Source organism: Actinomyces timonensis, from assembly GCF_040702965.1.
GTDB classification, from domain to species: domain Bacteria; phylum Actinomycetota; class Actinomycetes; order Actinomycetales; family Actinomycetaceae; genus Actinomyces; species Actinomyces timonensis_A.
In genome coordinates this window covers 2075323-2101376 of sequence record NZ_CP159989.1, presented here as the reverse complement: position 1 = coordinate 2101376, position 26054 = coordinate 2075323, and the positions used below count along the sequence as shown (strand labels likewise).

The following is a 26054-nucleotide window of genomic DNA, read 5'->3' as shown; positions in this document are numbered from 1 at the left end:
CCCGGCTCACGGCCGCCTGGCCGCTACGATGCGCGCCAGGAGGCACGAGTGGATGGAGCAAGAGGATCGGGCGCCCTGAGCCGCGGGATGGCCCAGGCCCCAGATGGTGCTGGGAGCCCCAAGAGCGGCACCGGCAGCGCGGGTTGTCCCTCCGGGGCCGCTGGAGGAGACGGCGCCGCCTCGGAGATCATCGCCTGGTACCGCCTCCACGCCCGTGACCTGCCCTGGCGCCGTCCCGGCACATCGCCCTGGGCGATTCTCGTCAGCGAGGTCATGAGTCAGCAGACCCCCGTCGCCCGAGTGGTCCCGGCCTGGCAGGAGTGGCAGCGCCGCTGGCCGGGTCCCGCCGAGCTCGCTGCCGCCCCCACCGCCGACGTCCTTCGGGTCTGGGGCCGCCTGGGCTACCCCCGCCGGGCCCTGCGCCTGAAGGAGTGCGCTGACGCCGTCGTCGCTGAGTACGACGGTGCGCTGCCCGCCCAGCGCGACCTCCTCCTGGCACTGCCCGGCGTGGGGGAGTACACGGCCGGCGCCGTGATGGCCTTCGCGCATGGGCGCCGCGCCCTCGCCCTGGACACGAACGTGCGCCGGGTCCTGGCCCGCAGCGTCGGCGGGGAGGCGCTGCCCGCCCCTCATCTGGGCCGCGCTGAGCGCGAGCGTGCCGAGCACCTCCTGCCTCGTGACGACGCGACGGCGGCCCAGTGGTCCGTGGCCGTCATGGAGCTGGGGGCGCTGGTGTGCGTGGCGCGTGAGCCGGATTGTGGGGCCTGCCCCTGGAGCCGGCGCTGCGCCTGGCTCGCCGCGGGGCGTCCCGGCGACGCGCATGCGGGACGGCGTAGGACCCAGGCCTGGGCGGGCACGGACCGCCAGGCGCGGGGCCTGGTCATGGCGGCCCTGCGGGAGGCGCCCGAGGGGCGGGGCGTCGTCGCCGAGGCGCTGCTCGCCGCCGCGCGCGCGGCCAGGCGGGGGAGCGCCGATGCCGGGCAGCCCGCTCGAGCACTGGCGGGCCTCCTGGCCGATGGCCTCATCGCCACCGACGACGCCGGCGCCACCTATCGCCTGCCGTGAGCGAGGCGCGGCGGGTGAGGAGGGCCACGCTGAAGGGCGTGACCTGAGAAGCGCATATGAGCAGTCGACCCTGGCGCGGTGGAGCGGGTCGTGGGATTCCCGGTCGGCGCGCGAGGAGCCCGGGACACGCGGCCGGCTGGGTGGGGCGCTCGCGGGCGGGGTGGGATCCGGGCGGTACAGTCGGCCGCATGGCACAGAGACGCGGAGGGGGCGGTGGAAGCAGCGGTGGCGCGGCCAAGGGTCGGAGGAGCGGCCGACCACGCCCCCCGGGCTCGGCGCGTCCCTCGGGCCGAGGGGCCAGGAGCGGGCGCGCGCCCGGCTCGTCATCCCCGTCGCGGGGATCCTCCTCGGGGCAGCAGGCCTCCTCAGCCACCGGCAGAGGGGGCGGGCGCGCCGGGTCCGGCTCTGATCCCAAGCGCCGTCGGGCATCCTCCTCCCAGCGCGCGAGCACTGCCGCGGGGCGCGCCAAGGGCCGCCGGTCCGCCCCTGCGCCCGGCCAGGGACCGCGCGAAGGGCGCTTGGACCGCACGGCCAACGCCCTGAGCACCCAGCGTCATCCGCGCGCGGGCGTCATGGGCGCCGTGAGGGGGATGCTCGCCTCCCTCGCCTCCCGTTCCCAGGGCCACAATGCCCCGGGACCCGCCTCGCCTCGCGCCTCCTCCTCGCGATCCGCGGGCCCAAGAGCCTCGGGCCCGCGATCGGCGAGCTCGGCCCGATCCTCAGCGACCAGGGCCTCCGGGCAGCGCTCCGGTGGGAGCCCCCGGGGCGGCGCCGGGCGCGGAGCGGTGAATGGCGGGGGAGGCCCGCGGGGCCCGCGCGGGGCCCCCGGCCAGCGCCCCGTGCCGCCTCCCCAGCCCCGGTACTGGCTGCGCCGGCTCCTCCTGCTGGGTGCTGTCGTCCTTCTCCTGCTGGCGATCGTCGTGGGCATCGTCCAGGGCGCCTACGCCGTCCGGGACCAGATTCGTGAGCAGGACCGCCAGCAGGCCGCCGAGCGGACGGTCACCCCCTACCCGGCCCCGCAGGCCTGCGCGGTCGACGCCCTCGGCGTCTCGGTCGGCTTCCGGAGGAAGTCGCCCCCGGTGCGGGCATGAGCGTCGAGGTCACCGCGACGAACAACGGCGCCGACGCCTGCCTCCTCGATCTGGGCGGCCAGTCGCTGGGCGCCTCGATCACCTCCGGGGGAAACCCGGTGTGGGCATCGGACACCTGCTCGCCGTCGGCCGACAGCCGCCAGCTCCTCCTCAAGCCCGGCGCCTCGGCCTCCACCACCATCACCTGGGACGGGCGGCGCAGTGGATCCGAGTGCGCCCCCGCCGCCCCGACGGCGACCGCCACCGGCGCAATGGTGACGCCCACCACCACTGCCTCGGAATCGCCCAGCGCGACTCCCTCCGAGGATCCCGCCGTGGAACCGAGCGCTTCTCAGAGCGCTGCTCCCGGTGCCAGCACCGACCCCGCCGCCACCCCGACGCCGTCGGCCTCGCCCCTGGCCCCCGCCCAGTCCAACGGGGACGTCGCCACGACCGGCGTCTACAAGCTCCAACTGCGCCTGGGCGACGCCAATCTCGGTGACGAGAGGGTCTTCGTCGTCAAGTGACGCGGCTGCTCGCGAGTGCCGCGCCTCAGCGCTCGTTGAGGGAGACCTCGGCGAGGCGGCTCAGGCCGTCGCGCAGGGTGCGGGCGCGACGCGGCCCGATGCCCTCGACGGCCTCGATCTCCTCGCTCGACGCCCCGAGGATCCCCTGCAAGGACCCCCAGTGGTCCACGACGGCGCGGATCGCCACCAGCGGCAGCCGCGGGATCTTGGACAGCAGGCGCAGGCCCCGCGGGGAGATGGCGGCGTCGAGCTCCTGGCCGTCCGGGCCCCCCAGGCCCATGGAGCGGGCCACCATGGCCAGGTCGAGCAGGGCGGGCGAGCCCACCCACTTCAATCGCGCGTCCACCGTGGCGACCTCCAGGCCATCGGGCAGGTAGTCCGCCAGGAGGAAGTCCCGTTCGGCCATGAGGCCGCGCGTGAGCTCCTCGAGCTGCAGGTCGAGCAGGCGGCCGTCGGTGCCGAGCTCGAGGACGTAGCCCTCGATATCCGAGGCGATGCGCCGCACCATCTCAAGCAGCTGGAGGACGCTGGTGACGTCGCGGACGGAGACGATGTCCTCGATCTCCAGGGCGTTGAGCCCGGAGGTCGTCTGGGACAGGCGCGTCGTGTAGCGCTCGAGGGTGGCCAGGGCCTGGTTGGCGCGGGCCAGGATCGACTCGCTGGGCTCGATGACGCGGCGCTTGCCGTCGATGTACAAGGAGATGATCTGCATTGACTGGCTCACCGAGATCACCGGGTACCCGGTCTGGCGGGCGACGCGCTCAGCGGTCCGGTGGCGCATGCCCGCCTCCGAGGTCTCGATCGAGGCGCTGGGCAGGAGCTGGACATTGGCGCGGCGGATGCGGGTCGCGGTGGAGTCGATGACGACCGCGCCGTCCATCTTCGACAGCTCGCGCAGCCGGGCCGCGGAGAGCTGGGCGTCGATCTGGAAGCCTCCCGAGGAGATCTCCTCGACCGTCTCGTCGTAGCCGATGACGATGATCGCGCCGGTGCGGCCGCGCAGGATGCGCTCCAGGCCGGCGCGCAACTCGGTGCCGGGGGCGACGAGGGAGAGGGTCTCACGCATGAGACTGCTCGTATCGCTCATCAGTGCTCCTGGTCGGGCGCTCGCTCAATGCTCAATGGGTGAGCGGTGCTGTCGTGGCTGATCCTCGGCCATCGTAGTGCCGGGGCGGGGGCCCGCCCCGGCAAGGTGTTGAAGACCACGGGTTCCGAGGCCGAGTTGTTGCCTTCCGGGATCATCGCCACCCCTCATCGCCCCTCGCGGATGGGCCGGCCTCATCCGCGGGGGAGCGCCGCGCCGACGGCCTCGCCCACATGGCTCACCGGGAGCACCCGCATGCCGGGCACCTCCCGCAGCTCCTCGGAGCCGGCCAGGGGGACCAGCGCGCGGTCGAAGCCGAGGCGCGCCGCCTCCGCCAGGCGCCGCTGGATGCCGACGGTGGCCCTCACCTCCCCGGTCAGCCCCACCTCCCCGAACGCCACGAGCCCCGGTGGCGTGGGCAGGCCCTGGGCCGCGGAGACGATGGCGATCGCCACCGCCAGGTCCGTGGCCGGCTCGACGGCGCGCGCCCCGCCGACGGTCGAGACGTAGGTGTCCGAGCTGCTGGTGTCCACCTTGAGCCGGGCGGCCAGCACGGCCAGGCCCATGGCGACACGCGCGTGATCGACGCCGGACGTGGTGCGGCGCGGCGACCCGGCCCCGGTGGCGGCCACGAGAGCCTGGATCTCCACGGGCATGGGCCGGCGGCCCTCCAGGGTGACGGTGGCGCAGGTGCCCGGCACCTCGGACCGGGCGGCCGACAGGAAGAGCCCCGAGGGATCGGCCAGCCCCACGATGCCTCGCTCGCCGAGGTCGAAGCAGCCGACCTCATCAGTGGGCCCGTAGCGGTTCTTCACCGCCCGCAGGAGCCGCAGGCGGGCGTGGCGGTCCCCCTCGAACTGGGTGACGACGTCCACCAGGTGCTCCAGGACGCGGGGCCCGGCGATCCCGCCGTCCTTCGTCACGTGCCCCACCAGCAGCACGGGGATGCCGCGCCCCTTGGCCACCGCGATGAGCGCGCCGGCCACGGCCCTCACTTGCGTCACCCCGCCCGCAGATCCCTCGACGGCCGCCGAGGCGATGGTCTGCACCGAGTCGACGACGAGCAGCGAGGGGGACGCGTCCTCCACATGGCCCAGCAGCGCGCCCAGCTCCGTCTCCGCGGCGAGGAGCAGGGCGTCGTCGATGGCCTCGATGCGCTCGGCGCGCAGGCGCACCTGGGAGGCGGATTCCTCGCCGGTGACGTACAGGACGGGGCCCTCGCCCCGCTTCCGGGCGGCGTCGGCCGCCTTGGCCGCGACATCGAGCAGGAGGGTGGACTTGCCGACGCCCGGCTCCCCCGCGAGGAGCACCACGGCCCCCGGCACGATCCCGTCGCCGAGCACCCGATCCAGCTCGCCGACCCCGGTGGGGCGGGCCCGGGCCTCCTCCGCGCTCACCTGCCCGATGGGGCGGGCGGGGGAGGAGGGGCGCGCCGCCGTCGCCGCCCGCGCCGCCCCGGGGCCCCCGGCGCCAGTGACCTCCTCCAGGGTCCCCCAGGCGCGGCACTCCCTGCACTGGCCCAGCCACTTGGGGCTCGACCAACCGCACTCGGAGCAGCGGTAGGAGGGCTTGGGTGCCTTGGTGGGGGAAGCGGTGTTGCTCGGCATGCCCCGAGAGTATCGAGGGGCGCTGACACGAATGACGCGTGCCTCGGGGACGGGGGGGAGGCGGAAGCACGGGTGGAATATCTCAGTCAATCCCCGTCGCAATATTCACATTGAGGTAAGGCTCACCTTTCTGAATCGGGCTCTCTCAGGCATTATTTCCCTGCCGCGCACCGCCGGCCTCTGCTCTCCGTCGATAAGGATCTCCCGTGACCCCTCGCCGACACCTGTTCGCACAGCTCCCCCTGACCCGCCGCGGCGCCCTGTCCGGCGCCGGCGCGCTCTCCATGGCGGCAGTCCTGGCCGCCTGCGGCTCGAAGAAGGAAGGTGGCTCGCAGGCCGCCAGCGGCGGCCCCGCCGCGGAGGGGTCTGCGGCGTCAGCCTCGGCGGCGCCTACGTCGGTCAGCATCGAGGACAACCACGGCACGGTGACGATCAGCCTGCCGCCGGCGACCGTCGTCTCCACCGACAACCGCACCTTCGAGGTCCTCGCCAACTGGGGAGTCACGCTCGCGGCGGTCCCCAAGAAGATCATCCCGTCGACCATCACCGCCTACTCCGGCAACGGCGTCGTCGACCTCGGCAACCACCGTGAGCCCGACTTCGACGCCCTCATCGCCGCCGCGCCCGACCTCATCATCATCGGCCAGCGCTTCACCCAGCACTACGACCGCATCGTCAAGGACAACCCCGAGGCCGCCGTCATCGACCTCGAGCCCCGTGAGGGCCAGCCCCTGGACGCCGAGCTCAGCCGCGAGGTGACCGCGCTCGGGCGGATCTTCAACAAGACCGCCGAGGCGGACAAGCTCGTCGCCGACCTCGGTTCCGCCATCGAGAGGGCCAAGGGCGCTTACGACCCCTCCCACAAGGTCATGGCCGTCAACGTCTCCGGGGGCAATATCGGCTACGTCGGCCCCGGCAAGGGGCGCACCTGGGGCCCGATCTTCGGCCTGCTGGGGCTGACCCCCGCCCTCCAGGTCGATGGCGCCACCAACGACCACAAGGGCGACGACATCTCCGTGGAGGCCATCGCCGAGGCCAACCCCGACTGGATCCTCGTCCTCGACCGCGACGCGGCGATCAAGGCGAACGACCCCTCCTACGTCCCGGCCAAGGACGTCATCGCCGGCAACGCCGCGCTGCAGGGCGTCACCGCGGTGAGCAAGGGGCAGATCGTGTACGCCCCCGCGGACACCTACACCAACGAGTCGATCATCACCTACACCGAGATCCTCACCTCCATCGCCGACGCCTTCTCCGGCAAGGCCTCCTGAGTGGCGCCGACACCGGGCGCCGATCGGGCGACCCGCCCGCCACTGCTCGGGCGCGGCCAGCTCATCGGCCTCGTCGTCATCCTCGCCCTGCTCGCCGCGAGCCTGGTCACCGGTGAGTACTCCATCCTCAGCGGGGCCGACGGCACCCAGCTGTTCCTGGGCGTGCGCGTCCCGCGCACGATCGCCCTCGTGCTCTCGGGTGCCGCCATGGCCATGTCGGGGCTCGTCATGCAGGCCCTGACCCAGAACCGCTTCGTGGAGCCCACCACCACGGGCACCACGGAGTGGGCGGGGCTCGGGCTCCTGGCGGTCACGATCCTCCTGCCGAACGCCACGGTGCTCACGCGCATGGTCGGGGCGGTGACGGCGGCCTTCGCGGGCACGATGATCTTCTTCCTCATCCTGCGCCGCATCAGCCTGCGATCATCCCTGCTCGTGCCCATCGTCGGCATCATGCTCGGCGCCGTGGTCAGCGCAGTGTCCACCTTCATCGCCCTCGAGGCCGACGCCCTGCAGTCCCTGGGCGTCTGGTTCCAGGGCTCCTTCACCTCGGTCTACCGCGGCCAGTACGAGGTGCTGTGGATCGTGCTGGCCGTCGTCCTCGCCGTCTTCGCCTACGCCGACAGGCTCACCGCGGCCGGCCTGGGGGAGGACATGGCGACGACGATCGGCCTGGACTACCGGCGCGCCGTCATGATCGGCACCGGCCTCATCGCGATCGCCACGGGGGTGGTGACGGTCGTCGTCGGCTCCCTGCCCTTCCTGGGCCTCATCGTCCCCAACATCGTGTCGATGCGGCGCGGGGACGACCTGCGCTCGAACCTGCCCTGGGTCTGCCTGCTGGGCGTCGGCATCGTCACCGTGTGCGACCTCGTGGCGCGCACGATCATCTCTCCCTTCGAGGTGCCGGTGGCCGTCATCCTCGGGCTCGTCGGCGCGGCGGTGTTCATCCTCCTCATCATCGGCCAGGTGAGGAAGGGGATCGTATGAGCGCGACCGAAGAGCGGCGCTCAGGCGCCTTCGCCTCGCGGGCCGACAGGCGCCGCTGGTGGCTCCTCTTCCTCGGCATCACGGCGCTGGCGGCGGCCTGCGTCGTCGGCCTCGTCCTCTACGGGAACCCCGCCGTCGTCGGCTCTCGCGGGTTCTGGAGGATCGTCGACCGCCGCATGGACGCGGTCATCGCCATGGCGGTGGTCGCGCTGTGCCAGGCCATGGCCACCGTCTCCTTCCAGACCGTCACCGGGAATCGGATCCTGACCCCCTCGATCCTCGGATTCGAGTCGCTCTACCGGGCGATCCACACCACGACGATCTTCCTGTTCGGTGTCGCGGGCCTCAACGCCGCCCGCACCACGAGCATGTTCCTGCTCCAACTGGCCCTCATGATCGGGCTCAGCCTCCTGCTCTACTCCTGGCTGCTCCTGGGCTCGGTCAAGGGCCTGTACCCCATGCTGCTGGTGGGCATCATCATCGGCTCGGGCCTGGGGAGCCTGTCCACCTTCATGCAGCGCCTGCTCACCCCCAGCGAGTTCGACGTGCTCACGGCCCGGCTCTTCGGCTCCGTCAACAACGCCGACCCCGACTACTACCCGGTGGCGATCCCGCTCATCCTGGTGGCGGCGGCGCTCTTGTACGCCCTGTCCAAGCGCCTCAACGTCCTCTCCCTGGGGCGCGACACGACGACGAGCCTCGGCGTCGGCCATGCCAGGATCTCCCTGGCCGTCCTCGTGCTCGTCTCCGTGCTCATGGCCACCTCGACCGCCCTCGTCGGCCCCATGACCTTCCTCGGCTTCCTCGTGGCGACCCTCGCCTACCAGCTCTCGCCGACCTACGACCACCGCTACGTCTTCCCCATGGCCGTCAGCCTGGCCATGCTCACCCTGTGCGGTGCCTACTTCCTCATGAGGAACGTCTTCTCCGCCCAGGGGGTCGTATCGATCATCATCGAATTCGTCGGCGGGGCCCTCTTCCTCATCGTCCTACTGCGCCGGGGCCGGCTGTGAGCCCCCGGCTGAAGGAGACACCATGATCGACCTGTCCGGTGTCCGCAAGGCCTACTCCTCCGAGGTCTCCATCGGACCGGTGAGCCTGGAGATTCCCGCCGGGGGCATGACCGCCTTCATCGGCCCCAATGGCGCGGGGAAGTCCACGCTCCTGACGATGATCGGCCGACTGCTGGGCATCGACGAGGGGACCATCACCGTGGCCGGCAGGGACGTGACCACCACGAGGTCCGCCGAGCTGGCCAGGATCCTTTCCATCCTGCGCCAGGAGAACCACTTCATCTCCCGCCTCACCGTGCGCCAGCTCGTGGGCTTCGGCCGGTTCCCCCACAGTCATGGGCGCCTGAGCGCTGACGACGAGCGCGTCATCAGCCGCTACATCGATTTCCTCGGCCTGACCGACCTGGAATCCCGCCACCTCGACCAGCTCTCCGGCGGCCAGCGCCAACGCGCGTACGTGGCCATGGTCCTCACCCAGGAGACCGAGTACGTCCTCCTCGACGAGCCGCTGAACAACCTCGACATCGCCCACAGCGTGGAGATGATGACGCACCTGCGCCACGCCGCCACGGAGCTCGGCCGCACGATCCTCATCGTCCTGCACGACATCAACATCGCCGCCCGCTACGCGGACCGCATCTGCGCTATCAAGGACGGCGGCGTCGCCTTCTTCGGCACCCCGGCCGAGGTCATGGACCCCGCGCTCCTCTCCGAGGTCTTCGGCACCGACATCACCGTCATCGAGGGGCCCCACGGCCCCCTCGCCTGCTTCTGAGGCGCGGGAAGGCGCCCGGCCGCGCTCATCACGCGGACCGGCGCCTCGCGCCCCGGGAGGTGCGGGCCGCCCGCCCCAGCGGGCGCGAACCGCACCGGTCGGCGTCGGGGCTCAGCGCCTCGCGGCCTCCGGCGCGAGAACGGCGCGGGCGGTGGGCTCGTCCGTGGCCAGCGCGGAGAGGTAGCCGCTGCGCAGGGCCGCCAGGATCGCCGTCGTCTTATCGGCTCCCGCCGCGACCCCGATGACCAGCGGGATGTCCGCCAGGCGCTCCAGCCCCAGGCACAGGGTGCGCTCGCAGATCGCGGTATGCACATGGCGGCCCTCGGCGTCGAGGTGATGCCCGCAGATATGGGCGACGACGCCCTTGGCCCGACACTCGGCGATCACCTCCGGCGTCATCCACCGCCGCAGCAGGGGGCTCACCCCCAGCCCGTCGCCGACAGCGCCGATGCCGGTCAGCGCCGCGTCCGAGCGGGCGGCGAGCTCGATCGTCGTCGAGACCTGCTCCTCCTGGCGCATGCCCGTGGCCATGGCCAGGGAGTCGAAGACGAGCGGCACGGTGAGATTGCGGTAGTGCCCGCCCAGGCGCAGGGCCATGGAGCGGGAGATGTTGGGGCCATCCTCCAGGTCGAAGGACTCGCCTGCGCTGCCCACCATCGCCACCACCATCGAGTCCGGCCAGACCTGCTCCGGCAGGTGGTGCGCCACCGCCCCGACCGCGCGCCCGTTGGACACGGCGACGACGCAGCGCCGCCCCACGTGCTCCAGCAGGAGCTGCCCGGCCGAGCGCGCCAGCTCCGCGCTGACGCCCTGCTCGCCCGTGGGCCGCGCCTCGCAGACCCGGGCCTGCTTGAGGCCGAAGACCCGCACCAGCTCCTCCTCGAGCCCCATGAGGCGCTCGATCGGGTGGGAGACCGTGATCGTGACGACCCCCTCGCGCCGCGCCTCGGCGAGCATCCGGGAGACCGTGGGGCGCGAGTAGCCCAGGCGTGAGGCGACCGCCGCCTGGTCGAGCCCGTCCTCCCAGTACAGGCGGGCGACGTCGAGCAGCAGGGACAGTCGGGATCGACTAGTAGCGGCGCACATCTGTTCCTCTTTGACTCATTTCGGACGTGACTGGGCGTCTTTTCCATTGCCCGTGCTGCGATTCTAGGACGCGCCACTCGAAGAGCGCATCGGATGTCGTGAACTTATGTTCACCGACTGGATTCTTCCCTCGCCGGTCAGCTCCTAGGCTCGTTCATGCTGGCCGCGCATCGGGCGCGGTCCGTTCGAAGGAGAACCCGCATGAGCATCGTCCGCACCATCCACGGCGACGTCGACGCCTCCACCCTCGGCGTCGTCAACGCCCACGACCACCTCATCCGCGTGGGCGCCGGCGAGGTCTACATCGACCCCGACCACCTCCTCATCGACGAGGACAAGGCCGTCGAGGAGGCCGCGTACTTCGTGGCCGCCTCCAAGCGCTTCGCCACCTCCGGCACCATCGTGGACATGTGCCCCGCGTCCTCGGGGCGCGGCGTCCTCAAGCTGCGCGACGTCGTCGACCGCGTCCCGGATCTCCAGGTCATCCAGGCCACCGGCTTCCACCAGCAGAAGGTCTACCTCGAATGGCGCCAGTCCTGGGTCAACCAGTACACCGTCACCGAGATCGCCGACCTGCTCATCGCCGACATCGTCGAGGGCGTCGACGCCAACGACTACATGGGGCCCCTCGTCAAGCGCACCGACATCAAGGCCGGCTGCATCAAGTGGGCCACCGCCTACGGCAGGATCACCGACTGGGAGGTCAAGACCGGCCAGGCTGTCGCCATCGCCTCCAAGGAGACCGGCGCCCCCGTCAACACGCATGTCACCGCTGGCACCTGCGGCCCCGAGCAGGCGCGCTTCCTCATCGAGCACGGCGTGGCGCCCGAGAAGATCGCCATCGGCCACATCCAGCGCAACTGGGACCCCTGGGTCCACGAGCAGATCACCTCCCTCGGCGCCTACGTGGAGCTCGACGGCACCAACCGCATCAAGTACGTGCCGGACAACGCCCGCGTCAACATCATCAAGACCCTGGGGGACAAGGGCTACGGCAAGCAGATCCTGCTGGGCACCGACTCCGGCAAGGCCTCCTACCAGAAGGCCTACGGCTCGGTCTCCGGCATCGACTACGACCCGGCCGTCTTCTGCCCGCGCCTCATCGACGACGAGGGGGTCGACCCCGCCTACGTCCAGGACCTCCTGGTGAACAACGCGGCGACCTTCTTCGCCTTCGAGCCCCTCGCCGGCTGAACGGGGGAGAGGATCATGTCACCTGCGCCCGGACTGCAGATCGCCCTGGACACTCCCGACCTGCCCAGCGCGCTCGGGCCGCTTCAGGAGGCGGCCCCCCACGTCGACGTCATCGAGTGCGGCACCATCCTCGTCCTCGCCGAGGGATTCCACGCCGTGAGGGCCGTGCGGGCCCTCTTCCCGGACAAGGAGATCCTCGCCGACGTGCGCATCGCGGAGGCCGGCTCCAAGATCGCCCGCATGGCCTTCGAGGCGGGAGCCTCACTGGTCAGCTGCGTCGCGGGGGCCTCCATGGCCACGATCGAGCAGGTCTGCGCCGTCGCCGCCGAGTTCGACGGCGAGGTCCAGGTCGAGCTCGCCGACGAGTGGTACGACGCCGACCGCGCCCGTGCCTGGCGGGAGGCCGGGGTCCAGCACGTCATCGTCAAGCGCTCCCGGGACCGCGAGGCCGCCGGGGACCTGTCCTGGAAGCCCGAGGACCTGGGACGCGTCGACGAGCTCGCCGGCATGGGGTTCACCGTGACGATCACCGGCGGGGTCACTCCCGCCGACCTGCCGGCCTTCGCTGACCACCCGGTCGGCATCGTCATCGCCGGGCGCTCCATCGTGGCCGCCGCCGACCCCGCCGCTGCGGCGGCCGAGCTCAAGCGGGCCATCGAGGAGGTGTGGCCGTGAGCGCGAGCGTCCCGGCGCCGTCGGCGCCCTCGGCCAGTGGCTCCCGCGCCGTGCGGCCCAACGGCCCTGCCCGGGCCGACGATCCCCTGGCCGAAGGCCTCAGCCTGGGGATCTACGAGAAGGCCCTGCGCGGGCCCGCCCCCGTCACGCCGCCGCAGTGGCGGGACTTTCTCGCCCAGGTGGCGCGGGGCGGGTTCTCGTTCCTGGACCTGTCCATCGATGAGTCCCCCGAGAGGGAGGCCCGCCTGGACTGGTCCCCCGAGCAGTGGCGGGCCGTGCGCCGCGCGGCCGAGGACGCCGGAGTGATGATCGGCGGGATCTGCCTATCCATCCACCGGCGCATCGCACCGGGCTCCGCTGACCCCGCCACGCGCCAGCGCGCCCGCGAGGTCATGGCCCAGGGCCTGCGCGCCTGCCACGAGGTGGGCGCCCCGGTCCTCCAGATCGCCGGCTACTACTGCTTCTACGAGGAGCCCGGGCCGGACTCGGCGCGCTGGTACACCGATCTCCTCGCTGAGTCCGTCCCCCTGGCCGCTCGGCTCGGGGTGGTCATGGGCATCGAGAACGTCGACGGCGTGGGCGTCACCTCCATCACCCGCGCCATGGAGCTCGTCGAGGAGATCGACTCCCCCTTCCTCCAGGTCTACCCGGACCTCGGCAACATCGCCGAGCAGGGCCTCGACCCGCGCATCGAGATCCCCGCGGGGCGCGGCCACATGGTCGCCATGCACGCCAAGGACGTGCGCCGGGGCGAGCCGCGCCGTGTCGAGATGGGAACCGGGATCGTCGATTGGGACCTCTCCTTCGCCCTCCTGGCCCGCCAGGGCTGGACCGGGCGCCTCATGATCGAGATGTGGAACGATGACGCCCCCGACTCTGTTGCCAGATGCGTGGCCGCCCGGTCCTTCATCGAGGAGCGGGCGCGCGCGGCGGGCATCGCTATCGCCGGTCCCGAGTGTCCCTGATCACCGCGGGGCCGTGAGGCCCGCCGTCAACCAGTCCCTGCCCACACGCGGCCAGCGCCGCACGATCCGCACCGACCGCCCGGGCCGGATTCAGCCCGGAGAACGAAGGAGTTCGCCATGACCTATGACCTATCCACGATCGGTGAGGGGCAGATCCGCCTCACCTGCGAGCGGGGCGACCGGCTCGTCACCGCCCGCACCCTGCGCATGACCGCCGCCGGCTCAGAGGCCAATGTGGCCGGCCTGCTCTCCGAGCTCGGCCGCTCCACCACCTGGGCCTCCAAACTGCCCAGGGGCGAGCTCGCCGACCGCATCGCCCTGGAGTACTCCGCCGTCGGCGTCGACATGAGCCACGTGGTGCTCGCCGACGAGGGGAGGGTGGCGCTCTATTTCCTTGAGCCCGGTGAGTTCCCCCTGCCCGGGAAGGTCACCTACGACCGCCAGCACACGCCCTTCCGCTCGATCACCCCCGCGGACTTCGACTGGGAGTCGCTGCTGGACACTCGCGTCGTCTTTCTCACCGGGATCACCGCGGCGCTCACCCCCGAGACCGCCGGCGTCGTGCGCTACTTTGCCGACGCCGCCCGTGAGCGGGGCGTTGACATCGCTCTGGACGTCAACTTCCGCTCCCTGCTGTGGAGCGGTGACCAGGCCCGAGAGGTCCTCGAGCCCATCGCGAGGATGTCCTCGATCCTCTTCTGCTCGCGCACCGACGCCGGGATCGTGTTCGGCATCGACGGTGAGGGCATCCAGGCATGCCACAACCTGCGCGAGGCCATGGGCGTGCCCACCGTGGTCTCCACTGACGGGCGCGCCGGCACCTACCTCTCCTCCGAGAGCGACGAGAGGGTCTTCGACATCAAGTCCGTCACCGTCATCGACCGCCCGGGGGCGGGTGACTCCTTCGTGGCCGGGACCCTCCACGGCTGGCTCGACGGCGACGTCGTCGCCGGCATCGAGATGGGCACGCGGGTCGCTCAGCTGGCCCTCACCCATCACGGCGACCTCACCCATGTGCGCCCAGGCGAGCTCGCCCTGATGGGCGGCTCCGACATCGTCCGCTGAGGCGGCACAGCCCACACGCATTGGTTCAGCAAGGTATAGATAGGTTCAATGATGAGCGCATCGACTCAAGCCCCTCCGCGCGGCGCGACCGCCGCGGAGCAGATCGACAACCACCGCCTCACCGGCCATCAGAAGTCCCTCATCTCGATGGCCATCGTCGGCAACGTGTCGGAGTTCTTCGACCTGTTCCTCATCGGCTTCATCATCAACATGCTCTCCAGCGCCCCGGGCTGGAGCCTGACAGGGATGCAGTCCGGCATCATCCTGGCCGGGGCCGGCCTCGGCACGGTCCTCGGCTCGATCATCTGGGGGCGCCTGGCGGACAGGATCGGCCGCAAGCAGGCCTTCATCTGGTGCATCGTCGTGCTCGTCGTCTTCACGGCGGCCTCGGCGCTCACCCCGGTCAACGGCTGGATCCTCCTGGCCGTCCTGCGCACCGGCGTGGGATTCGGCGTCGGCGGTCTCAACATCACCTCCGTGCCCTACGTCCAGGAGTTCGTCCCCGCCAAGCAGCGCGGGCTCCTGTCCGGCCTGACGAGCGTGTTCATCCCGGCGGGGATCCTGCTGGGCAGCCTGGTCACGAAGTACTTCGGGGACGACCTCGGCTGGCGCGGCCTCATCGCGGTGGGCTGCGTCCCCATCGTCCTGCTCGCCTGGACCCGGGTGGTGCCCGAGTCGCCGCGCTTCTACCAGACCCACGGCCGTGAGGAGGAGGCGAGGGAGGCCTACGCCTGGGCGATGGAGATCCCCGTGGAGCAGGTTGCCGCCCTGCCGGAGATCCCCCAGGAGACCTCGGTGGCGTACTCCACGATCCTGAGGCGCTACCCGCGTCAGCTGCTCGTGGTGTCGCTGGGCTCCTTCTGCTTCATCCTGGGCTCGTTCACCGTGCAGTCCTGGGGGCAGACGCTGCTCGGGCAGTCCTTCAAGTTCGACGGCGGCATGGTGGCCACGCTGTTCATCCTCGTCTCGCTCGGCGACCTCCTGGGGCGCCTGGGCTCGGCTTGGATCTCCGACCGCATCGGACGGCGCCTGACCATGCTCGGCTGCGGCATCATCGGAGGCATCGGCGCGCTCATCGCCGCGCTGTCCACGAGGATGGTCGACGACGGCGCCGCGAGCGGCGCGGGGAGCGCCGGCTGGGTGTTCTTCATCGGGATCCTCATCATCATGACCTTCGGCGACGGCGCCTTCGGGATCCTCAACGCCTTCGGCGGCGAGCAGTTCCCGACCTCCGCGCGCTCCACCGGCCTGGGGCTCGGCTATGGCATCGGCGCGATCGCGAAGGTCGCGGGGCCCTACCTCGTGGGCGCCCTCATCGGCGGGGACAAGCCAACCAGCACCGACGTCGTCTTCGTGCCCTTCCTCATCTTCGCCGTGCTGCTCGTGCTCGGCGGGGTGACCTACATGTTCGCCACCGAGACCAAGGGCGCCTCCCTCGACGACATCTGACCCCTCCCCCTGTCGAGACCGGTCGAAAACAAGAGCGAAACCGGTCGGGAGCGCTCCAAGCGGAGCCCCCGACCGGTTTCGCTCGTCATTTCGACCGGTCTCGCTCGTCATTTCGACCGGTCTCGCATATAGGAAGCTGGTCAGTGCTGGCCGTAGACGTTCTGGTAGCGGTCGTTGAGGCTGTCGATGGCCGCCTGGTCGATCGGGACCGGGGTGCCGCCGTCGCGCGCGATGTGAACAGTGCGCGCCACCTCCTCGCACATCGCGGCGGCCTTGACCGCCGCCCGCCCGTCGGCGCCGATGGTGAAGGGGCCGTGGTTGGCCATGAGAACCGCCGGCGAGCGCGATCCCGACAGCGTCTCCACGATGCCCCGGCCGATCGAGTCGTCCCCGATGAGCGCGAAGGGGCCCACCGGGATCTCGCCGCCGAACTCGTCGGCCATCATCGTCAGCACGCAGGGGATCGGCTCGCGCCTGGCCGCCCACGCCGTCGCGTACGTCGAGTGCGTGTGCACCACCCCGCCCACGCGCTCCATGTGCCGGTAGACGTAGGCGTGCGCGGCCGTGTCCGACGAGGGCGAGAGCGAGGCGGGCGTGCCGTCATCGATCTTGGCCCCGTCCAGGGAGCACACGACCATCGTCTCGGGTGAGAGCTGGTCATAGGTGACGCCCGAGGGCTTGATGACGAACAGGTCCGTCTTCTCCGGCCCGTCGCCACGATCCACGACCACCCTCTCGGAGACGTTGCCCGCCGTCCACACCACGAGGCCCCATCTGGGCAGCTCGGCGTGCAGGGCGGCCACCCGCTCCCGGGTGGCGGCGACGGCGGAGCGCAGCTCCTCATCCAGCTCGGCCAGGGCGATCCGGCGGCCTGAGGGGATGGGCGATGGAGTTGTCGGCATAGTGGTTCTCCTCACTGAGATAACTGGTGGGCCGGGGCGGCACGCGGTCGCCCGGTGATGGCCTGGTCGGGGCTCGCGAGTCCGCTCACACGCTGATTCGGCGGTTGCCCTGATGGCTCCCGATTGTCACACCGGCGAGGAGGGGATCTCATCGCGTGGAGCGCACATAAGTGCGGGCGCGCGTGATCGACGTGAGCCGCAGTGACGTGTTCGCCGCGCAGGCCCGCTACTCCAAGGGGAGAAGGCTCCGCGGCTCTGGCCGCTGGCGTTGATTCGTCGACGCAGCCATGCACGATCGTTCTTCGTGGCGCCGACGGCGCCGCCGCGCGGCTCGTGGGACGAGGGTGGGAGCGCCTGAGGCCGCCAGCGCCAGGGGAGGGCGGCGCTCCCGCCTCCGTCCCGCGCGGCGCGGGATCCCGCCGATCCGCCTGCGCGTCGGGCCCGGGGCGAGTAGCGTCAGCGTTATGAAGAAGCTCATCAACGCCATCGACGCCGTTGTCCCTGAGGCCCTGGCCGGAATGGCCGCCGCCCACCCCGGTGAGCTCCGGGTGGATCCCGAGCGCCGCGTCGTCTATCGCGCCACCCCGAAGGCCGCGGGCAAGGTCGCGCTCGTCTCCGGAGGCGGCAGCGGCCACGAGCCCCTCCACGGGGGCTTCGTCGGCACCGGGATGCTCGACGCGGCCTGCGCCGGGGAGATCTTCACCTCTCCCGTTCCCGACCAGATCGTGGCCGCCACCACCGAGGTCGACCGCGGCGCCGGTGTCCTGCACATCGTCAAGAACTACACCGGCGACGTCATGAACTTCGAGATGGCCGCCGAGATCGTGGACATGGAGTCCGGCATCGAGGTCGCCACCGTCGTCACCAACGACGACGTCGCCGTCGAAGACTCCCTCTACACCGCCGGGCGCCGCGGTGTGGGCGTGACCGTCCTGGTGGAGAAGATCGCCGGCGCCGCTGCCGAGGAGGGCCAGCCGCTGGATGAGGTCGCCCGCATCGCCAGCGCGGTCAACGCCGCGGGCCGCTCCATGGGCATCGCCCTGACCTCCTGCACCGTCCCCGCCAACGGCAAGCCCTCCTTCGATCTTCCCGAGAACGAGATGGAGATCGGCATCGGCATCCACGGGGAGCCCGGCCGCCACCGCGAGCCCATCGCGCCCGCCGCCGAGATCGCCAGGAGGCTCGTCGAGCCGATCCTCGCCGAGCTGCCCGCCGCCGAGGGCGAGGACCGGGGCGTCATCGCCTTCCTCAACGGCATGGGCGCCACGCCCCTGCTCGAGCTCTACCTCATGTACGGCCAGGTCGCGACGCTCCTCGATGCCGCCGGTATCACCGTGGCGCGCAGCCTCGTGGGCGACTACATCACCAGCCTCGACATGGCCGGGTGCTCGCTCACCCTCGTGCGCGCCACCGACGAGATGCTGTGCCTGTGGGACGCCCCCGCCGTCACCCCAGGTCTGAGGATGGGCGCATGAGCGCCGTCCCCGCCGGATCCTCGGAGCCGGTCGATCCCGCCGCCCCGCTGTCCCGGCTGACGGTGGAGGATCTGAAGTCCTGGCTGCGCGTGACCGCGGCGCGCATCGCCGAGCGCGCCGATGAGCTCACCGAGCTCGATGCCGCCATCGGCGACGCCGACCACGGCGCCAATATGCGGCGGGGCATGGCCGCCGTCGTCAAGGCCATCGACGCGGCCAACGGGCCCGACGGCGCTCCGGCGCTCGCCACCGCCGACGCGCTGCTGAAGAGGGCCGGCATGACGCTCGTCTCCTCGGTCGGCGGGGCCTCCGGCCCCCTGTACGGCACCTTCTTCATGCGCATGGGCGCTTCCCAGGCGGGCGTCACCGAGCTCGGCGCCACCGAGCTCTCGGATGCCATCGACGCCGGAGTCGCCGGCATCGTGACCCGCGGCAAGGCGAGTGCTGGGGAGAAGACCATGCTCGACGCCTGGTACCCCGCCCTGGAGGCCCTGCGCGCCCAGGGCGAGGACCTGGCCGCGGGGACGGCCGCCGCCGCGAGCGCCGCCGCCGAGGGCCGCGAGGCCACCAAGCCGATGATCGCCACGAAGGGCCGCGCCTCCTACCTGGGAGAGCGCTCACAGGGGCATATCGATCCGGGCGCCGCCTCGACCGCGATCATCCTGGGGGCCCTGGCCGACGTCGTCGCCGGGACCGCCGAGGCTCCCGGGGCCGCGGCCGCGGAGGAGCCCGCCGAGGCGGCGCGCTCCCGAGAGGTCGCGACGAGCGCGATGACCGGTGCGGCCGCGACCGCGGCTCCAGTGGAGCAGGCGGTCCCCGCTCCCGCCACGGAGGAGGAGTGCGGCCCCGTCGGCGCGACGGGCGCCTCCGTCGGTATCGTCCTGGTGTCCCACTCCCGAGCCCTGGCCGAGGCCGCCCGTGACCTGGCTACCGGGCTCATGGCCTCGGTGAGTGCCCGGATCGAGCTCGCCGCCGGCCTGGCGGACGGGGGGCTCGGAACCGACGCGGCGGTCGTCGCCGCCGCCGTCGAGCGCTTGGCCGCCCAGCCGGGCAATCAGGGCGTGCTCGTCATCGCGGATCTCGGCAGCGGCATCATGAGCGCCGAGGCCGCCCTGGAGCGGCTCAGCCCGGATGCGGCCTCCCGTGCCCGCCTGAGCCCGGCGCCCTTCGTCGAGGGGCTCATCGGCGCCTACGGCGCCGCCGGGATCGGCCTCGACCTGGAGGCGGTGGCCGCTGAGGCCGCCAGGGCCGCCCCCGCCAAGGCCGCTCAGATCTCCTGAGCCCCCGCCTGGATCAGAGGGTGGGGCGGGACGGACTGCGTAGGATGAGCGGCGACCGGCGCGGCGACGCGTGGAACGCAGCGGCATACGCGGGAGGAACACCGATGATCAACGGAGAGCTCATCGACGTGCGGGCGGGCGACTACACCGCGCGCGTCGCCACCGCGGGGGCCACCCTCGTCCATGCGCGCCGGGGAGGCCGCGACCTCGTCCTCCCCTTCGACGCCGCCTCCGAGCTTCCCCCGGGCTGGCAGGGCAAGACCCTTGCCCCCTGGCCCAACCGAACCGCGGGCGCCGCTTACGCCTACGGGGGCGCCGACTACCTCCTGCCCCGCAACGAGCCGGAGACGGACTCCGCCCTCCACGGGCTGGTCGGCTGGCTCGACTGGCAGGTGGCCGAGATCGCCGAGGACTCCGTCACTCTCGAGGTGCTGCTGCCAGCCTCCTACGCCTACCCCTGGGCCCTCGAGCTCTCCAGCCGCTGGGAGCTCGACGCCGAGGCCGGCCTCACGATGACGCTTACCACCACCTGCGTCGGCGCGGCGCGGCCCTCCGATGCCGTTGTCGGCGCCCCGCTCTCCGACGGGGCGCTCCTCCCCGCCCCCTACGGTGCCGCCTTCCACCCCTACCTCCTGCGCGGCGCGGGCGCCGACGACTGCGCCCTCACGGTCCCGGCCGCCGCGGTGCTCACCGCCGATGAGCGGATGGTTCTCAACGGCCTCGTGGACGTGACCGGCACCGACTGGGACTTCCGCTCCGGCCGCCCCATGACCGGCGTGAGCGTGGACAACGCCTTCACCGGACTTCCCGAGGGCGCCTGGCAGGCGCGCGTCGAAGGGGAGGGGGGCGCCGTCGTACTGACCTCTGACGCCCCCTGGGTGCAGGTCTACACCGACGACGGCCTCGGCCGCCGCGCGATCGCCGTGGAGCCGATGACCTGCCCGCCCAACGCCCTCAACTCAGGCGACGGCCTCCTCACCCTGGCCGTCGGCCAGTCCCACGCCCTCTCCTGCTCCCTGCGCGAGGAGCGCTGAGCGGCGCGCTCGGAGGCTCGGGGATCGCGCGGTGCCCTCGTCGGGCGCGGCGGAGCCAGTGAGGATGAATCGGCCGCGCTGGGAGCGGCCGTCGACGACGATCCTCCACGCCGGGGCGAGCGGCGGCCGCCCCGGCGCCCGATCTCAGGCCCGGTTGGCGAAGCGCTCCAGGAGGTTGGCGTCCCCGCCGACCACGAGCACGTCGTCGGAGGAGACGAGGGTGTCGGTGTGGGCGTACTCGAAGGCCTCGCCGGGGCTCATGAGGCCGAAGACCGTCACCCCGTAGCGTGAGCGGATGCGCGACTCGCCGATGGTGAAGCCGTGCAGCTCGGCGGGCGGACGCATCTTGACGATGGTGAAGCCGCCCTTCTCCATCTCGATGTAGTCGAGCATCCGGCCCGAGACGAGGTGCGCGGCGCGCTGCCCGGCGTCGAACTCGGGGTAGACCACGTGGTGCGCGCCGATGCGGCGCAGGATGCGGCCGTGAGCCCGGGAGACCGCCTTGGCCCAGATCTGGGGAGTCTCGAGGTCGACGAGGTTGCCGGTGATGAGCACGGAGGCCTCCAGTGAGGAGGCGACACCGACGACGGCCGTCCCGAACTCGGTGGCGCCGAGCTGCTCGAGGGCCTCGACATCGGTGGCGTCGGCCTCGACAAGGGGGATGTGGCCGCTCCATTGGCGCACGATGCCCGGGTCGCTCTCCACGGCCAGGACCTCTCGGCCCAGGCGGTCGAGGGTGGCGGCGACGGCTGAGCCGAACCGGCCCAGGCCGATGACGAGGGTTGAGTCGGTGCGTGAGGCTGGGGGTGCCATGTCTGCTCCTGAGGAAGATCGGCGGCGGGAGGCCCCGCCCGCGCCCCACGGTAGCGGTTCAGCCGATGAGGGGGCGCTCCTCGGGCATCCGGATGACGCGCCTCCGCTCGCGCATGGCCAGGGCGGAGGCCGCCGTCATCGTCCCGACGCGCCCCACGAACATGAGCGCGATGATGACGTACTTCCCGCTCGTCGGCAGGATCGGCGTGATGCCCGTGGACAGTCCCACCGTGGCGAAGGCGCTGATGACCTCGAACAGCACCCGATCCAGCGACAGGCCCGTGATCTCCAGCAGCAGCAGGGAGGCCACGCCCACCACGCACGAGCCGATGAAGGCCACGGCCACGGACAGCCGCACAGCCTGCGGGGTGATCCGTCGGCCGAAGATCTCGATGTCCTCGTCGCCCCGGGCCTCGGCGACGATCGCCATGAGCAGGATCGCGAAGGTGGTCACTTTGATGCCGCCCGCCGTCGACGCCGAGCCCCCGCCGACGAACATGAGCGCGTCCTGGAGGAACCAGGTGGCCTCGCGCATGTGGTCGGTGCTGATGAGGCTGAGTCCCGAGGAGCGCGAGTCCACTCCCATGACCAGGCCGTTGAGGATCTTGCCCCCGATGGGCATGGGTCCGAGCGTGCTGGGGTTGGCCCATTCGAAGGCGGTGAGCGTGATCGCCGATCCAGCGGTCAGCAAGGAGTAGGTGGCGAGGGTGAGCTTGGTGTGCAGCGTCCACTGCCGCGGGCGCCGGCGGCACCGGACCATGTCGAGCACCACGGGGAAGCCGAGCGCGCCGACGAAGGTGCCCACCGCGATCGGCAGTCCCATCCACCAGTCCGAGGCGTAGGGCGCCAGCCCCTCGGGCATGATGACGAATCCGGCGTTGTTGAAGATCGACAGGGACATGAACGCCGAGTACCACAGCGCCTTGGGGAGGGGCTCTCCCAGCGTGAGGAACCGGGGGAGCAGCACGACGGCGAGGATCGCCTCCGCCCCCAGCGCCGTGATGACGACGGCGCGCAGCAGCGCGGCGACGTCGCCCAGCCGGGACTGGTGCTCGCTGGCGGCGAGAATGCGCTGGGTCAGGCCCACGTGCCGGTTGACGGCGAATGACAGCAGCGAGGCCAGGGTCATGACGCCCAGGCCGCCGATGGCAGCGCCCAGGATGATGACCGCCTGGCCGAAGGTGGACCAGTAGGTGGCGGTGTCCACGGTGGTCAGGCCGGTGACGCAGACTGCCGACGTCGCCGTGAACAGCGAGTCGACGAGGCTGGCCGCGCGTCCCGACGCCGTCGAGATCGGCAGGGCGAGGAGGGCTGCGACGACGCCGATGATCGCGGCGAAGATGACGACGGCGAGCCGCGCGGGGGAGAACCGGGCCGCCCGCGCCAGGCGGCCGTGGAGCCCCAGGCGCAGCAGCAGGCCCCGCAGTCCGGTGGTCGGACCGTGGTCGGCGGGCATGAGGGCCGCGTCCTCGGGCGCGGTGCTCAGCGCGGAGAGGTGGCCCTGGGGCTGCCGGGGCGACTCGGTGGATGAGGGCACGGGCACATTGTGTCCCCTTCGACGGGTCGTGCGCGCGATCGCGTCGCCGTTTGCCCGTCTTGACCCCGGACGTCGTCGTGACCAAAATGTGATCTGCAACGAGTGGTGCGTTTGAAAACGCGATGGACGTGTGCGCCTGGTGGGACAGGCGTTATATTGATCCCAGTCCTGCGCGGAGCCGACCGCCCGAGCGGGAGGGCGCATTCCCCGCGAGTCCTCAGCGCCCTCCATCGTCCGTGACTGCCCGCTGCGCACATATCCGAACCTGACTGACGGGATCCGCATCCATGGCACCTGCCCTTCCCAGTCCTGCCGCCTCCGGCGCCCCCTCCTTCCTCACGGTCGCGGAGGTCGCCGCCATGCTGCGGGTCTCCAAGATGACCGTCTACCGCATGGTCCACTCCGGCGATCTGCCCGCCATGCAGGTGGGGCGCTCCTTCCGGGTCCCCGAGCGCGCGGTGACCGACTACCTCTCCGCCGGCCTGGGTGACTGGGGCCACGAGAAGACGGAGGCTTCGGGGTCCTGAGACCCGCTAGACTCGCCGGGTCACATGAGTGGCCGGGTCGAGACATCCCAATGAGGGCCCGTTACCGCCCTCGTCATCGCCCGACCATCAGGCCCGTCCGGCCGCCCGCTGGCCCGTCTCCGGATCCCGGGGCGCGGTCGGGCCCCGGCAAGTAAGACTGTGAGGAATACCCATGGGTTCTGTCATCAAGAAGCGCCGCAAGCGCATGGCCAAGAAGAAGCACCGCAAGCTGCTTCGCAAGACGCGTCATCAGCGCCGCAACAAGAAGTGACGCGACCCCCGGAGCCCTTAGGGGCTCCCGCCCCGGGCGTGCCCACGCGCGCCCGGGCGCTGGGCGGCCAGGCGCCGTCCTCCCTCGCCGAGCTCACCACCCTGCGCGTCGGCGGCCCCCTCGGCCGCTATCTCGAAGCCTCCACGGAGGAGGAGCTGATCGAGGCGGTCCGCCAGGCCGATGCCTCGGGGACGCCCCTGCTCGTGGTCGGGGGCGGCTCGAACATCGTGGCCTCCGACGCCGGTTTCGACGGTCTCGTCGTGCGCGACGGCCGCGAGGAGGTCCGCGTCGTCTCCGAATCCGCCTGCGGCGGCGTCGAGATCACCGCGACCGGCGGCGTCGCCTGGGACGACCTCGTCAGGCAGGCGGTGGCCAGCGACTGGGCCGGATTCGCCCCGCTGTCCGGCATCCCCGGCAGCGTCGGGGCCGCCCCCGTGCAGAACATCGGGGCCTACGGCGCCGAGGTCGCCGAGCTCCTCGCCTCCGTGCGCGCCTGGGACCGCCTCACCGGCCGCGTCGTCCACATGCCGCTGGCGGACCTGCGCCTGGCCTACCGCGACTCCGTGATCAAGCGCTCGCTCACGGATGCCGCCACCGGCGGTGGTCGCCTCTGGGGCCCGACGGGCCGCTGGGTGGTGCTCGCCGCGGGCTTCCACGTCCGCCAGGCCAGCCTCGCCGCCCCCATCGCATACGGACAGCTCGCCTCCGCCCTCGGGGCCGAGCCCGGCGCGCGCGTCCCCGCGGTCGACGTCCGCCAGGCCGTCCTCGGCCTGCGCCGCTCCAAGGGGATGGTCCTCGACGGCGCCGACCACGACACCTGGTCCGCCGGCTCGTTCTTCACCAACCCGATCCTCACCGCCGAGCAGGCCTCGGGCCTGCCCGACGACGCCCCCCGCTTCCCGGTCGCCGACCACTCCCGCCCCACCGACACGGTGCTGGGCCCACCCGTCATCGAGGGCGTGGTCAAGACGAGCGCCGCCTGGCTCATCGACCACGCCGGTTTCCCCAAGGGCTTCGCCCTGCCCGATGCGCCGCGCGCCTCGCTGTCCACCAAGCATGTCCTGGCCCTGACCAACAGGGGCGGGGCCAGCGCCGCCGACCTCGTCGCCCTGCGCGACGCGGTGGTCGACGGCGTGCGCGAGCGCTACGGCGTCACGCTCGTCCCCGAGCCCGTCCACGTCGGCTGGTGAGCCAGCCAGTCGTCCACCTCGGCCAGCCAGCGCCGCTTGGATGACTCGTCGGCCAGGCTCGCCCGGATCGATCCGCGCGCCAGCTCCGCCAGCGCGTCGTCGTCGAGCCCCTGCGAGCGGGCGATCGCGTACTGGTCCGTCAAGCGCGCGGAGAACAGCAGCGGGTCGTCCGCGCCCAGCGCGACCTGGGCCCCGTGGTCGATGAGCGCCCCCAGCGGCACGTCCTCGGCGCGGTGATAGACCCCGAGGCACACATTCGAGGCCGGGCACACCTCCAAGCTGATTCCCGCCTCCACGATCGCGTCCAGCAGGGCCGGGTCCTCGCTGGCCCTCACGCCGTGGCCCAGGCGGTGGGGGCGCAGGGCGGAGACGACCTCGCGCACGTGCGCGGGCCCCAGCAGCTCCCCGCCGTGGGGGAGAGAGGCCAGGCCCGCGCGCCGCGCGATGGCAAAGGCGGGGGCGAAGGCGGAGGTCTCCCCGGCCCTCTCATCATTGGACAGCCCGAAGCCGACCACCCGGCCCGGCCCATCGCCCGCGTGCCGGGCGGCCAGCCGGGCCAGGGCGCGGGCATCGAGGGGGTGGCGGATGCGGGAGGCCGCCACGATGATCGCCACCTCCACGCCGGTCAGGGCGGTGGCCTGCGCCGCGGCGTCGAGGATGATCTCCAGGGCCGGCGTGGTCCCGCCGACGAAGGGCGCGTAGGAGGTGGGGTCCACCTGCATCTCCAGGCGCCGCGAGCCCTCCGCGGCATCGTCGAGCGCGGCCTCCAGAACGAGGCGGCGCATGACCTCCTCGGAGTCCACGAGGTGGCGCGCGGTGCTGTAGGCGCGCTGGAAACGGAACCAGCCCCGGTGGTCCGCCGGGACGCGCAGGGGATCGCCGTCCAGGAGTGAGGAGGGCAGGCGCGTGCGCGACGACGAGGCCAGCTCGGTCAGGGTGTCCAGGCGCATGGAGCCCGTGAAATGCAGGTGGAGGTGCGCCTTGGGCAGGGCGGCGAGATCGCGCCGGCCGGTGCCGGAGCGCTGGGCGCCGGTCGGCCTATCGGTGGGGGCGGGCGCCCTCATCATGGAGGATGCGTCGGATGCGGTGGGCGCGCGCGGCCCGGGGATCGCGGTGGGCACGGCGACGATTCTCCCACGATGACCGCCCGTTGATCGGATGTGCGTCAGCGCCGAGTGCGGCAGACTTA

25 protein-coding genes and 1 pseudogene are annotated in these 26054 nt (G+C 72.0%); 19 read left to right on the top strand and 7 right to left on the bottom strand.

Features of this window, described 5'->3' with window-relative positions:
* Positions 1 to 48 precede the first annotated feature (48 nt).
* The 3 genes from ABXS69_RS09150 to ABXS69_RS09140 all read left to right on the top strand — a co-directional run bounded on the left by ABXS69_RS09150 (position 49) and on the right by ABXS69_RS09140 (position 2662).
* Positions 49 to 1065, top strand: coding sequence for an A/G-specific adenine glycosylase (locus ABXS69_RS09150; protein ID WP_366180355.1), 1017 nt, complete (start codon positions 49 to 51; stop codon positions 1063 to 1065).
* Positions 1066 to 1904: 839 nt separating this feature from the next.
* Positions 1905 to 2156, top strand: a complete 252-nt coding sequence (locus ABXS69_RS09145) for a hypothetical protein (protein ID WP_366180354.1) — start codon at positions 1905 to 1907, stop codon at positions 2154 to 2156.
* Entirely contained in the window at positions 2153 to 2662 is a 510-nt protein-coding gene (locus ABXS69_RS09140; protein ID WP_366180353.1) for a hypothetical protein, read from the top strand. The genes ABXS69_RS09145 and ABXS69_RS09140 overlap by 4 nt, the downstream gene beginning before the upstream one ends.
* A 25-nt stretch (positions 2663 to 2687) precedes the next feature.
* Here the strand turns inward: ABXS69_RS09140 and disA are convergent, their stop codons facing one another.
* On the bottom strand, positions 2688 to 3749 hold the full coding sequence (gene disA, locus ABXS69_RS09135) for a DNA integrity scanning diadenylate cyclase DisA (protein ID WP_366180352.1): 1062 nt from the start codon (positions 3747 to 3749) through the stop codon (positions 2688 to 2690).
* Between the two features lie 191 nt (positions 3750 to 3940).
* Positions 3941 to 5353 (bottom strand): DNA repair protein RadA, encoded by a 1413-nt coding sequence (gene radA, locus ABXS69_RS09130; RefSeq protein WP_366180351.1) that lies wholly within the window; start codon positions 5351 to 5353, stop codon positions 3941 to 3943.
* A 206-nt stretch (positions 5354 to 5559) separates the two neighbouring features.
* On the opposite strand from radA, the gene ABXS69_RS09125 reads away from it, so the two are divergent.
* Genes ABXS69_RS09125 through ABXS69_RS09110 form a run of 4 tightly spaced genes read left to right on the top strand, consistent with a single transcriptional unit; the run spans position 5560 to position 9402 of the window.
* Positions 5560 to 6624, top strand: coding sequence for an ABC transporter substrate-binding protein (locus ABXS69_RS09125; protein ID WP_366180350.1), 1065 nt, complete (start codon positions 5560 to 5562; stop codon positions 6622 to 6624).
* Complete coding sequence (locus tag ABXS69_RS09120) at positions 6625 to 7614, top strand: iron chelate uptake ABC transporter family permease subunit (RefSeq protein ID WP_366180349.1); 990 nt, start codon at positions 6625 to 6627, stop codon at positions 7612 to 7614.
* The gene (locus tag ABXS69_RS09115; protein ID WP_366180348.1) at positions 7611 to 8627 is read left to right on the top strand and encodes an iron chelate uptake ABC transporter family permease subunit; all 1017 of its coding nucleotides are present in this window, start codon (positions 7611 to 7613) and stop codon (positions 8625 to 8627) included. The genes ABXS69_RS09120 and ABXS69_RS09115 overlap by 4 nt, the downstream gene beginning before the upstream one ends.
* A gap of 22 nt (positions 8628 to 8649) precedes the next feature.
* The gene (locus ABXS69_RS09110) at positions 8650 to 9402 is read left to right on the top strand and encodes an ATP-binding cassette domain-containing protein (protein ID WP_366180347.1); all 753 of its coding nucleotides are present in this window, start codon (positions 8650 to 8652) and stop codon (positions 9400 to 9402) included.
* Positions 9403 to 9513: 111 nt separating this feature from the next.
* On the opposite strand, the gene ABXS69_RS09105 is transcribed toward ABXS69_RS09110, so the two are convergent.
* Positions 9514 to 10488 (bottom strand): sugar-binding domain-containing protein, encoded by a 975-nt coding sequence (locus tag ABXS69_RS09105; RefSeq protein ID WP_366180346.1) that lies wholly within the window; start codon positions 10486 to 10488, stop codon positions 9514 to 9516.
* Positions 10489 to 10689: 201 nt separating this feature from the next.
* Between ABXS69_RS09105 and ABXS69_RS09100 the strand changes: the two genes are divergently transcribed.
* The 5 genes from ABXS69_RS09100 to ABXS69_RS09080 all read left to right on the top strand — a co-directional run bounded on the left by ABXS69_RS09100 (position 10690) and on the right by ABXS69_RS09080 (position 15836).
* Positions 10690 to 11682 (top strand): phosphotriesterase-related protein, encoded by a 993-nt coding sequence (locus ABXS69_RS09100; RefSeq protein WP_366180345.1) that lies wholly within the window; start codon positions 10690 to 10692, stop codon positions 11680 to 11682.
* Between the two features lie 15 nt (positions 11683 to 11697).
* Positions 11698 to 12357, top strand: coding sequence for an orotidine 5'-phosphate decarboxylase / HUMPS family protein (locus ABXS69_RS09095; protein WP_366180344.1), 660 nt, complete (start codon positions 11698 to 11700; stop codon positions 12355 to 12357).
* On the top strand, positions 12354 to 13322 hold the full coding sequence (locus tag ABXS69_RS09090) for an L-ribulose-5-phosphate 3-epimerase (RefSeq protein WP_366180343.1): 969 nt from the start codon (positions 12354 to 12356) through the stop codon (positions 13320 to 13322). Before ABXS69_RS09095 ends, ABXS69_RS09090 begins: the two co-directional genes overlap by 4 nt.
* 117 nt (positions 13323 to 13439) lie before the next feature.
* Entirely contained in the window at positions 13440 to 14387 is a 948-nt protein-coding gene (locus ABXS69_RS09085; RefSeq protein WP_366180342.1) for a sugar kinase, read from the top strand.
* 51 nt (positions 14388 to 14438) lie between these two features.
* Positions 14439 to 15836, top strand: coding sequence for an MFS transporter (locus ABXS69_RS09080; RefSeq protein ID WP_366180341.1), 1398 nt, complete (start codon positions 14439 to 14441; stop codon positions 15834 to 15836).
* Between the two features lie 140 nt (positions 15837 to 15976).
* Here ABXS69_RS09080 and ABXS69_RS09075 read toward each other — a convergent pair whose 3' ends face one another.
* Positions 15977 to 16738, bottom strand: a complete 762-nt coding sequence (locus tag ABXS69_RS09075; protein WP_366180340.1) for an L-ribulose-5-phosphate 4-epimerase — start codon at positions 16736 to 16738, stop codon at positions 15977 to 15979.
* Between the two features lie 464 nt (positions 16739 to 17202).
* Here ABXS69_RS09075 and dhaK point away from each other — a divergent pair, with 464 nt between their 5' ends.
* From dhaK to ABXS69_RS09055, 4 genes and pseudogenes are all read left to right on the top strand, one after another.
* Positions 17203 to 18213 (top strand): dihydroxyacetone kinase subunit DhaK, encoded by a 1011-nt coding sequence (dhaK, locus tag ABXS69_RS09070; protein ID WP_366180339.1) that lies wholly within the window; start codon positions 17203 to 17205, stop codon positions 18211 to 18213.
* Positions 18210 to 18905: pseudogene (gene dhaL, locus ABXS69_RS09065) on the top strand (dihydroxyacetone kinase subunit DhaL); the annotation flags it as partial. The gene dhaK and the pseudogene dhaL, both read left to right, overlap by 4 nt.
* Positions 18906 to 18983: 78 nt before the next feature.
* On the top strand, positions 18984 to 19493 hold the full coding sequence (locus tag ABXS69_RS09060; RefSeq protein WP_366181586.1) for a dihydroxyacetone kinase: 510 nt from the start codon (positions 18984 to 18986) through the stop codon (positions 19491 to 19493).
* Positions 19494 to 19597: 104 nt separating this feature from the next.
* The gene (locus tag ABXS69_RS09055; RefSeq protein WP_366180338.1) at positions 19598 to 20527 is read left to right on the top strand and encodes an aldose epimerase; all 930 of its coding nucleotides are present in this window, start codon (positions 19598 to 19600) and stop codon (positions 20525 to 20527) included.
* A 144-nt stretch (positions 20528 to 20671) separates the two neighbouring features.
* On the opposite strand, the gene ABXS69_RS09050 is transcribed toward ABXS69_RS09055, so the two are convergent.
* A complete protein-coding gene (locus tag ABXS69_RS09050; protein WP_366180337.1) occupies positions 20672 to 21340 on the bottom strand; it encodes a TrkA family potassium uptake protein in 669 nt (222 codons plus the stop codon).
* Positions 21341 to 21398: 58 nt separating this feature from the next.
* A complete protein-coding gene (locus tag ABXS69_RS09045) occupies positions 21399 to 22796 on the bottom strand; it encodes a potassium transporter TrkG (RefSeq protein ID WP_366181585.1) in 1398 nt (465 codons plus the stop codon).
* A 368-nt stretch (positions 22797 to 23164) separates the two neighbouring features.
* Here ABXS69_RS09045 and ABXS69_RS09040 point away from each other — a divergent pair, with 368 nt between their 5' ends.
* From ABXS69_RS09040 to ABXS69_RS09030, 3 genes are all read left to right on the top strand, one after another.
* A complete protein-coding gene (locus ABXS69_RS09040) occupies positions 23165 to 23404 on the top strand; it encodes a helix-turn-helix domain-containing protein (RefSeq protein ID WP_366180336.1) in 240 nt (79 codons plus the stop codon).
* A 172-nt stretch (positions 23405 to 23576) separates the two neighbouring features.
* Positions 23577 to 23675, top strand: coding sequence for an AURKAIP1/COX24 domain-containing protein (locus tag ABXS69_RS09035; protein ID WP_003792170.1), 99 nt, complete (start codon positions 23577 to 23579; stop codon positions 23673 to 23675).
* Positions 23676 to 23713: 38 nt separating this feature from the next.
* Positions 23714 to 24865 carry a UDP-N-acetylmuramate dehydrogenase gene (locus ABXS69_RS09030; RefSeq protein WP_366180335.1) on the top strand — a complete coding sequence of 384 codons (1152 nt, stop codon included), beginning with the start codon at positions 23714 to 23716 and terminating at the stop codon, positions 24863 to 24865.
* Here ABXS69_RS09030 and ABXS69_RS09025 read toward each other — a convergent pair.
* Positions 24820 to 25929 carry an adenosine deaminase gene (locus ABXS69_RS09025; protein ID WP_366181584.1) on the bottom strand — a complete coding sequence of 370 codons (1110 nt, stop codon included), beginning with the start codon at positions 25927 to 25929 and terminating at the stop codon, positions 24820 to 24822. The two genes, ABXS69_RS09030 and ABXS69_RS09025, sit on opposite strands and share 46 nt — an antisense overlap.
* Positions 25930 to 26054 lie beyond the last annotated feature (125 nt).

Excerpts from the sequence above, each read along its gene's own strand:
- dhaK (WP_366180339.1), top strand. The coding sequence starts at position 17,203 with ATGAAGAAGCTCATCAACGCCATCGACGCCGTTGTCCCTGAGGCCCTG.
- ABXS69_RS09115 (WP_366180348.1), top strand. The coding sequence starts at position 7,611 with ATGAGCGCGACCGAAGAGCGGCGCTCAGGCGCCTTCGCCTCGCGGGCC.
- ABXS69_RS09100 (WP_366180345.1), top strand. The coding sequence starts at position 10,690 with ATGAGCATCGTCCGCACCATCCACGGCGACGTCGACGCCTCCACCCTC.
- ABXS69_RS09060 (WP_366181586.1), top strand. The coding sequence starts at position 18,984 with ATGACCGGTGCGGCCGCGACCGCGGCTCCAGTGGAGCAGGCGGTCCCC.
- ABXS69_RS09110 (WP_366180347.1), top strand. The coding sequence starts at position 8,650 with ATGATCGACCTGTCCGGTGTCCGCAAGGCCTACTCCTCCGAGGTCTCC.
- ABXS69_RS09040 (WP_366180336.1), top strand. The coding sequence starts at position 23,165 with ATGGCACCTGCCCTTCCCAGTCCTGCCGCCTCCGGCGCCCCCTCCTTC.
- ABXS69_RS09140 (WP_366180353.1), top strand. The coding sequence starts at position 2,153 with ATGAGCGTCGAGGTCACCGCGACGAACAACGGCGCCGACGCCTGCCTC.
- ABXS69_RS09105 (WP_366180346.1), bottom strand. The coding sequence starts at position 10,488 with ATGTGCGCCGCTACTAGTCGATCCCGACTGTCCCTGCTGCTCGACGTC.
- disA (WP_366180352.1), bottom strand. The coding sequence starts at position 3,749 with ATGAGCGATACGAGCAGTCTCATGCGTGAGACCCTCTCCCTCGTCGCC.
- ABXS69_RS09095 (WP_366180344.1), top strand. The coding sequence starts at position 11,698 with ATGTCACCTGCGCCCGGACTGCAGATCGCCCTGGACACTCCCGACCTG.
- ABXS69_RS09080 (WP_366180341.1), top strand. The coding sequence starts at position 14,439 with ATGAGCGCATCGACTCAAGCCCCTCCGCGCGGCGCGACCGCCGCGGAG.
- ABXS69_RS09025 (WP_366181584.1), bottom strand. The coding sequence starts at position 25,929 with ATGAGGGCGCCCGCCCCCACCGATAGGCCGACCGGCGCCCAGCGCTCC.
- ABXS69_RS09075 (WP_366180340.1), bottom strand. The coding sequence starts at position 16,738 with ATGCCGACAACTCCATCGCCCATCCCCTCAGGCCGCCGGATCGCCCTG.
- radA (WP_366180351.1), bottom strand. The coding sequence starts at position 5,353 with ATGCCGAGCAACACCGCTTCCCCCACCAAGGCACCCAAGCCCTCCTAC.
- ABXS69_RS09085 (WP_366180342.1), top strand. The coding sequence starts at position 13,440 with ATGACCTATGACCTATCCACGATCGGTGAGGGGCAGATCCGCCTCACC.
- ABXS69_RS09045 (WP_366181585.1), bottom strand. The coding sequence starts at position 22,796 with ATGCCCGCCGACCACGGTCCGACCACCGGACTGCGGGGCCTGCTGCTG.
- ABXS69_RS09050 (WP_366180337.1), bottom strand. The coding sequence starts at position 21,340 with ATGGCACCCCCAGCCTCACGCACCGACTCAACCCTCGTCATCGGCCTG.
- ABXS69_RS09055 (WP_366180338.1), top strand. The coding sequence starts at position 19,598 with ATGATCAACGGAGAGCTCATCGACGTGCGGGCGGGCGACTACACCGCG.
- ABXS69_RS09035 (WP_003792170.1), top strand. The coding sequence starts at position 23,577 with ATGGGTTCTGTCATCAAGAAGCGCCGCAAGCGCATGGCCAAGAAGAAG.